This window comes from Modestobacter sp. SYSU DS0875 (genome assembly GCF_054050915.1).
The window spans coordinates 1-7,499 of sequence record NZ_JBJHAH010000052.1; the positions used below are offsets into that span (position 1 = coordinate 1).

Sequence of the window (7,499 nt, forward strand, 5' to 3'; positions counted from 1 at the left end):
GGGGGGGGGGGGGGGGCCGGCGGGGGGGGCGGCCGGGTGGCCGCCGAGTCGGTGTGCCGGGCGGCGGGGGCGGCGCCCCCCCCCCCCCCCCCCCCCCCCCCCCTGACCTGCGGTTGCACTGTCGGGCTGACAGGATTTGAACCTGCGGACCCCTTGACCCCCAGTCACCTGCGCGGGGTCCGCCATTGTTCGCTGCGAGTCGGTTTGCGCTGGTCAACGCGCCGCCGTGTCCGCTGCCGTTCGCCGCGGTGCGCCACTGTTTCACTCGCGTTGCTGTACCGGTTGCTGTATGACGCCCGACAAGGCTTGGCGCACCTATCGGTCATGACGAGTCAGATGTCGTGGTCGCGGCCTTGTCGGTGGTCGTGGTCGCGGCCTTGTCGGTGGTCGTGGTCGTGAGAACGGCGTCGGCGATCGGATGTCGGGGTGTCTTGGGCGCACGTCCCGAACCGCTGGCGGATGCCCCGCGGTCCGTGGTTGGCGTTGGTGGTGGCAGCCGCCCGTTCAGCCGACCAGCAGCACGAGCTTTCCGCGCACGCGCCCGGATTCGCCGACGCGGTGCGCTTCCGCGATGTCGGCCAGGGGGAACGTCTGCCCGACCGGGAGTGCGAACCTCCCGGAGTCGACCAAGTCGGCGACCAGGCCGAGGGCGTATAGCGCGCGACCGGAGTCGCCCCTGCTGAATCGCACGCCGTAGTCGCGCGCTCCACCGAAGTCGGCGATCGTGATGACGTTCGCTGCGCCGCCGGCGAGGTCGATGAGCTCAGGCAGGACGCCGCTCCCGGCGACGTCGAGTGCCAGGTCGACTCCGTCGGGAGCGACCAGGCGGACCCGCTCCGTCATGCCTTCGCCGTAGGCGACGGGCTCGGCGCCCAGCTCACGCAGGTGGTCGTGCGTGGCCGGGCTGCCGGTTCCGATCACTCGCGCGCCACGTGCCACGGCGAGCTGGACAGCTGCACTGCCGACGCTTCCGGAAGCGCCGTTGATGAGCACTGCACTGCCGTTTCCGACCCCGAGTTGGTCAAGCGCACGCGCGGCCGTCTCGACCACCGTGGGAAGTGCGGCAGCGTCGGCGGAGTCGAGCGAGCGCGGGATCGGCGCCCAGGCGGCCAGCACCGCTCGTTCCGCTTGCGCGGCGCCGTCGCCCAACCCGAACACGCGGTCACCGACGGCGACCCCGTGACTCCGGCACCACCGCCGTTGACGACGTCATCGGCAAGGCCGCGCTCATCGTCTGGCCGCTCGCCCATATCGGTGTGCTGCACGCCCGGACATTCAGGACCGTGACTCGGTTTTACTCGCTACGTTCACGGCACCCTCTGCAGTCAGGGTCAGGACTGCCGAAAAGCGCCCGTTAGCGGACTGACCGCTACCCGACCGTTTCTGAGCCGTCGAGCGTTTGACCGCCGGCCGGTGTCGAGTGACAGAGCTGCCTGCGGCGCACGGGGTGTGACGCTGAAAGCGAACACGTCCACCGATGCGCCCCGTGGTCCTTACGTTCACCTCATGACGAACCCCGACCTCACTGAGAGCCTCCGCGCAGCCGAACGACGACTCCAGGCTGCTCAACTCACCTCAGATGTCGAGGCACTGGCCGATCTTCTTGACGACGCACTGCTCTTTACAAGCCCCGACGGAGCCGTCTTCACCAAGGACGACGACCTCGGCGCACACCGCAGCGGGGCGCAGGTGCTGAGTCGGGTCGAAGAGTCGGAGCTGCAGGCGTTGGTGGTCGGCTCCACTGGGGTCACCTGGTTCCTGGGAACCCTAGAGGGGACGGTCGGTGGGCAGCCGTTCATGGCTCGGATGCGGTACACCCGCACCTGGGTCCTCAACGACCAGGAAGGCTGGCACATCATCGCGGCCCATGCGTCCGCCGTGAACGAGTAGGGCGTGCTGCCCATCATCTCTGAGCCAAGCACTAGCGAGTTACTGGTCGCTGACTCGCAAACAGTCCACTTGACATGACGGAGATCCTCCCAATGGGACGTGGAAGAGCGAAGGCGAAGCTCGCGGCCCACGCGGTGCCCCGAGTCCGCGTGCCGACTCTGATTGGCCTGACTATCAAGGAGGGGCTAGCTGTCGCCGCGCCGCTAGGCCTGGCCCTCGTGGGCCCCGATGGCGAACCACCGGCGACGGTGCTGGGACGCATTTGGGCTCAAGTCCCCTCTGTAAGTTCTCTAGCGCCCACGGGTTCCGCAATCACCATTTCGACCCTCGGCGGAGGCGACGATGCTCTGGCCGCAGTCACTTCGTGACTCCCTCGACCGTTCCTCGTCGGCACGGCACCGAAGGGTGCCTCGTACCAGTCACGCCCAGAGCGGTGGGCGACCGAAACCGCCCGTTTGCGGGCGACCCGGAACTGGTTCATGGCGGGCCGCCCGCTTGGGTCAGTAGGTCATCAGCATGGCGTCTCGGACGTCGCTGAGGGTGTGGTTGGCCAGCTGGTTGGCGGTGGTGTTGCCGGCAGCGAGGATGGACAGCAGGTGTGCTGGGTCGGCGACGAGCTCGCTACGTCGCTGACGCAACGAGCGGAATCGCTCGTTGACTGCCTCGGTGACCATGGCCTTGAGGGCTTGGGAACCGGTGGCGCCGATCTGGCCGGCGAGGTCGTGCGGGGGCGTGCCGGTGCACAGCGATGCGATGTCGAGAAGGTTGGCCACCTCCGGACGGCTCTGGGGTTCGTAGGTGATGTGGCGCTGGCTGTCAGTGGTGGCTCGTCGGATGAGCTGGGCGGTGCGGTCCTCGTCGTCGCCCAGCGCGATGGCGTTGCCGCGGCTCTTGCTCATCTTGTGGCCGTCGAGCCCCAGCAGGGTCGGGGTGGCGCTGAGAAGTGCCTCCGGCTCGGGGAACAGGGGCTCTTGGTCGCAGTAGCGCTGGTTGAAGCGGCGGGCGATGTCGCGGGTGAGCTCGAGGTGCGGCAGTTGGTCCCGGCCCACGGGCACAAGGTTGGCGCGGCAGAAGAGAATGTCGGCGGCCTGGTGCACCGGGTAGGTGATCTGCAGCCCGGACACGGTGCGTCCGCCGGTGGCTTCGATCTCTGCTTTCACGGTGGGGTTGCGTTCTAGCTCGGCGACGCTGACCAGGCTGAGGAAGGGCAGCAGCAGCTGGTTGAGGGCCGGTACGGCGCTGTGGTTGAAGATCGGCGTGCGTGCGGGGTCGATGCCTGCAGCAAGGTAGTCCGCCAACAGATCCAGAACCGACGCCCGCATGCCGGTGACGTCGTCGCGATCGGCGATGACCTGGTAGTCGGCGATGATGAGCATGACGTGGACGCCCATGTCCTGGAGTCGCACCCGGTTGTGCAGGGTGCCGAAGTAGTGCCCCAGGTGCAGCGCACCGGTGGGGCGGTCACCGGTCAGGACCCGGTACGGGCGTGGGTCGGTCGCGAGCGCCGCTTCGAGCTCGCTGCTGCGGCGGGTGGCGCGGGTGAAGGTGTCGCTGGTGGTCATGGGTGCTCCGAGGGAAGGAGCTGCCCATCCGACAGTCGACCGATGGACCCGATCCCGTGCGCTGCCGTCTGGGCAGCTGGGGATGAATGAGTCGCAGCTGCTAGGGCAGCTGCCACCACGTGGTCTGGGTCGAGATCACGCCGTGAGCCTAGGTGACGGGTCGCGTACTGGGCTAGATAACGGAGAGCCACTAGCGGAAATCAGCCAGGTTGCTCTGCCTGACCAGAAAGGGGTGCCGAAACGACGGCCCACAACCACCCGTTAGCGGAGTGACACTACCTAACCGTTTTCGGGCCGGCGAGTGCGGATCTGGGCGGTCCACAGGGACTTGTCGGGCCCGGCGGCCCATCGCCGGCCGCTCTTGTCGGGTGACGGGTCGTAGGACCGGTGCGGGACACGGCGCCGACGGTACGAACCGCGCTCACCCAACTTCGGTCACGCGATAGCCGCTGGACATCGGCGTCGCGGCGGTCAGCCTGGGAGCACCATCAGCCCGTACCCGTCAACAGTCAGCGTCAAAGGAGGAGCAGCGATGCAGATCGGCCGCACCAGCCCGTATACGCCGCCGTCCGTCTACAACTCCCTCGCCACGGGCCCGCGGACTGGCGGCAAGCCAAGCGCCACGGACGGCTTCGCCGCTGCGCTGGCGAACGCCTCACTCCCGCCCGCCAGCGTCAGCGACGACTCCCAGCGCGAAACAGCACCACACCGCGGCGACTACCGTCGCCGCGTCAGTTCCGAGCCTCCACTGAACCCGGGGCGGGACAGCCCACCGCGCCTACCAAACCGAGGAACGGCGTGCAGCCGCCGAAGCGTGGCAGGAGCGCGACCTGGTCTTCACCACAGAAGTCGGGACCCCACTCGAGCCCCGCAACGTGCTGCGGCGGTTCGAGCTGCTCGCGCAGCGCGCCGGTCTCAGCGACGTCCACCTGCACACCCTGCGGCACTCCGCCGCCAGTTTCCTGCTGGCGACTGGAACCCGCACCAAGGTCGTCCAAGAGCACCTCGGCCACTCGTCCTATGCCATCACAGCGGACATCTACAGCCACGTCGGGCCCGCCCAGCAGCGAGAGGCGGCAGATCGCCTCGACGAGGCACTCCGGTGGTGACCGTTGCTGTACTCGAAGCCCGTTGCTGTACTCACGCAAGAGGCGGGCCGACCGTGTTGGTCGACCCGCCTCTGACCTGCGGTTGCACTGTCGGGCTGACAGGATTTGAACCTGCGACCCCTTGACCCCCAGTCAAGTGCGCTACCAAGCTGCGCTACAGCCCGAGCGTCGGGTGCTTCCCGCTGGAGCCAGCCGCCCCCGATCGCTGCCCGAGCAGGTTACCGCACCCGGTCCCCTGCTCTGCCGGGCGGGTCCGGCAGAGCAGGTCAGGACTTGCGATCGCGCGCCTTGGTCTCCCGCACCTTGACCGCCACGTCGATCGGCGTGCCGTGGAAGCCGAACTGCTCGCGCAGCTTCCGCTCCAGGAACCGCCGGTAGCCGGGCTCCAGGAAACCCGTGGAGAAGACCACGAACCGGGGCGGCCGGATGTCGGCCTGGGTGACGTACTTGATCTTCGGTGCCCGGCCGCCGCGGGCCGGCGGCGGCGTCTCCTGCACCAGCGCCCGGATGAAGGTGTTCAGCTCCGCGGTGGGCACCCGGGTCTCCCAGCCGGCGAGCGCGGTCTTCAGGTGGCCGGCCAGCTTGTTCACGCCCCGGCCGGTCGCCGCGGAGATGTTGACCCGGCTGGCCCACTGGACACGCGCGAGGTCGCGGTCGATCTCCCGCTCCAGCTGGGCGTGCCGATCCTCGTCGAGGGTGTCCCACTTGTTGAAGGCGATCACCAGCGCCCGACCCGCCTCGATCACCTGGGTGATCACCCGCTGGTCCTGCTCGCTGATCACCTCGTCGGCGGCGAGCAGCACGACGGCGACCTCGGCGGCCTCGATCGCGGCCTCGGTGCGCAGGCTGGCGTAGTACTCCGTGCCGCTGGCGGTGTTCACCCGGCGGCGCAGCCCCGCGGTGTCGACGAAGCGCCACTCCTCCCCACCCAGGGTCACGATGGAGTCGACCGGGTCGACGGTGGTGCCGGCCACGGAGTCGACGACCGAGCGCTCCTCCTTGGACAGGCGGTTGATCAGGCTGGACTTGCCGACGTTGGGCCGCCCGACGAGGGCGACGCGCCGCGGTCCGCCGGTCTCCTCCTGCTCGCGCGGGGCCTCCGGCAGCGCGTCGAGGACCAGGTCGAGCAGGTCACCGCTCCCCCGGCCGTGCAGCGCGCTCACCGAGAACGGCTCGCCCAGGCCCAGCGACCACAGCTCGGCGGCGTTGGCCTCACCGCGCTCGTCGTCGACCTTGTTGGCGACCAGGACGACCGGCCGGTCGCTGCGCCGGAGCACCCGTGCCGCGGCGAGGTCGGTGTCGGTGACCCCGACGGAGGAGTCGACGACCAGCACGATCACGTCGGCGGTCTTCATCGCGTACTCCGCCTGGCGGGCGATGGAGGCGGCCATGCCGCTGGCCTTCGGCTCCCAGCCGCCGGTGTCCATGACCATGAACGACCGGCCGTTCCACAGCGCTTGGTAGGAGATGCGGTCACGGGTGACGCCGGGGACGTCCTGCACCACCGCGGCGCGGCGGCCCAGGAACCGGTTCACCAGCGTCGACTTGCCCACGTTCGGGCGGCCGACGACGGCCACCACGGGCAGCGGCCCGGTGTGCTCGGCGTCGGCCGGGTCGGCACCGGTCGGGGTGGGGTCCATCGAGGTGGGATCGGTGGTGCTCATGCGGGGTCTCCCACTGCTGTGCTGGCCAGGTCGAGCACGCGCTCGACGACGGCCTCGCGGTCCAGCCCGGTGCTGTCGACGACGATGGCGTCCTCGGCCGGGCGCAGCGGGCTGTCGGCCCGGCTGCTGTCGTACTCGTCGCGGCGCCGGAGGTCGGCCGCGATCTGGGCGATCCGGGCGGGGTCGACCACACCCAGCTGCCCGGCGCGGCGCTCGGCGCGCACCTCGGGCGCGGCGGTCAGGTAGATCTTGCAGGTCGCCCGGGGCAGCACGACCGTGCCGATGTCCCGGCCCTCGACCACCACGGCGTCGGCCGCGGCGACGAGCGCACGCTGCCGCTCCACCAGCAGCCGCCGCACCGTCGGCACGGCGGACACCGGCGACACCGCCCGGGTCACCTCCGCACCCCGGATGCGCTCGGCCACGTCGACGCCGTCCACCTGCACCAGCTCCGACCCCGCCGAGGTGCCGATGCGGATGTCGGCCGCCGCGACGGCGCGGGCGATGCCGTCGGCGTCGTCCAGGTCGACCCCGGCGTCCAGCACCGCCACCGTCGCCGCCCGGTACATGGCGCCGGTGTCGAGGTAGTCGGCACCCAGCCGGGTCGCGACCGCCCGGGCGACGCTGGACTTCCCGGTGCCGGACGGCCCGTCGAGGGTCACCTGCCCACGGAACCGCATCTCGCCCACTGCTCTCCCCTCACTCACTGCACCCGGCTCGCTCACCGCGCTGCTCGCTCGTTCCTCGCTCACTGCGCGATGTCCCGGCGAAGCGCGACGGCGCCCCGCAGGTAGACGTGCTGGATCTCCGCCCGGCTCAGCGGGGTGTCGACGTGCGCCATGAGCCGGAGCACCCGCGGCAGCGCGTGCGGCACGGCGATCTCGGTGGCGCACATCAACGGCACGTCACCCAGTCCCAGCTCGCGGGCGGCCAGCGCGGGGAACTCCGAGACGAGGTCGGGCGTGGCGGTGAACAGGATGCTGATCAGGTCGGGCGACTCCAGCTGGTTGCGCTCCAGCACGGTCGCCACCAGCTCCCGGGTGGCCTCCAGGACCTCGTCCCGGTCGTCGGCGGCCACCTGTGTCGCACCCCGGATGGCTCGGACGGCCACGGCACTCTCCTCGATCGCTTCGGCACGCGGGTCGCCACGCACCTCGGTCGAGTCTAGGGACGCCGCGCCACCGCACCGGGGCGGCCGCCCGGCGCGGCGCGACCCGGGGGGGGGTCCGCCGCTCGGGCGGCTTCGCCACGTGCCGGTGGTGGTGTACCCAGGG

6 protein-coding genes, 1 tRNA gene and 1 pseudogene are annotated in these 7,499 nt (G+C 70.3%); 2 read left to right on the forward strand and 6 right to left on the reverse strand.

What is annotated here, in order from left to right:
* Nucleotides 1–504: 504 nt before the first annotated feature.
* Nucleotides 505–1,158, reverse strand: a complete 654-nt coding sequence (locus tag ACI79Y_RS19415; protein ID WP_457160067.1) for a zinc-binding dehydrogenase — start codon at nucleotides 1,156–1,158, stop codon at nucleotides 505–507.
* A gap of 348 nt (nucleotides 1,159–1,506) precedes the next feature.
* On the opposite strand from ACI79Y_RS19415, the gene ACI79Y_RS19420 reads away from it, so the two are divergent.
* Nucleotides 1,507–1,890: a nuclear transport factor 2 family protein gene (locus ACI79Y_RS19420; RefSeq protein ID WP_457160068.1), complete on the forward strand. Its 384-nt coding sequence runs from the start codon at nucleotides 1,507–1,509 to the stop codon at nucleotides 1,888–1,890.
* A 500-nt stretch (nucleotides 1,891–2,390) separates the two neighbouring features.
* Here ACI79Y_RS19420 and trpS read toward each other — a convergent pair whose 3' ends face one another.
* Nucleotides 2,391–3,452 (reverse strand): tryptophan--tRNA ligase, encoded by a 1,062-nt coding sequence (gene trpS, locus ACI79Y_RS19425; protein ID WP_457160069.1) that lies wholly within the window; start codon nucleotides 3,450–3,452, stop codon nucleotides 2,391–2,393.
* 812 nt (nucleotides 3,453–4,264) lie between these two features.
* On the opposite strand from trpS, the pseudogene ACI79Y_RS19430 reads away from it, so the two are divergent.
* Nucleotides 4,265–4,561: pseudogene (locus ACI79Y_RS19430) on the forward strand (tyrosine-type recombinase/integrase); the annotation flags it as partial.
* Between the two features lie 90 nt (nucleotides 4,562–4,651).
* Here the strand turns inward: ACI79Y_RS19430 and ACI79Y_RS19435 are convergent.
* The 4 genes from ACI79Y_RS19435 to aroH all read right to left on the reverse strand — a co-directional run bounded on the left by ACI79Y_RS19435 (nucleotide 4,652) and on the right by aroH (nucleotide 7,336).
* Nucleotides 4,652–4,725, reverse strand: a tRNA-Pro gene (locus ACI79Y_RS19435).
* 102 nt (nucleotides 4,726–4,827) lie between these two features.
* The gene (gene der / locus ACI79Y_RS19440; RefSeq protein ID WP_457160070.1) at nucleotides 4,828–6,225 is read right to left on the reverse strand and encodes a ribosome biogenesis GTPase Der; all 1,398 of its coding nucleotides are present in this window, start codon (nucleotides 6,223–6,225) and stop codon (nucleotides 4,828–4,830) included.
* Nucleotides 6,222–6,905, reverse strand: coding sequence for a (d)CMP kinase (cmk, locus tag ACI79Y_RS19445; RefSeq protein WP_457160071.1), 684 nt, complete (start codon nucleotides 6,903–6,905; stop codon nucleotides 6,222–6,224). The genes der and cmk overlap by 4 nt, the downstream gene beginning before the upstream one ends.
* Before the next feature lie 68 nt (nucleotides 6,906–6,973).
* On the reverse strand, nucleotides 6,974–7,336 hold the full coding sequence (aroH, locus tag ACI79Y_RS19450) for a chorismate mutase (protein ID WP_457084100.1): 363 nt from the start codon (nucleotides 7,334–7,336) through the stop codon (nucleotides 6,974–6,976).
* Between the last annotated feature and the right edge of the window lie 163 nt (nucleotides 7,337–7,499).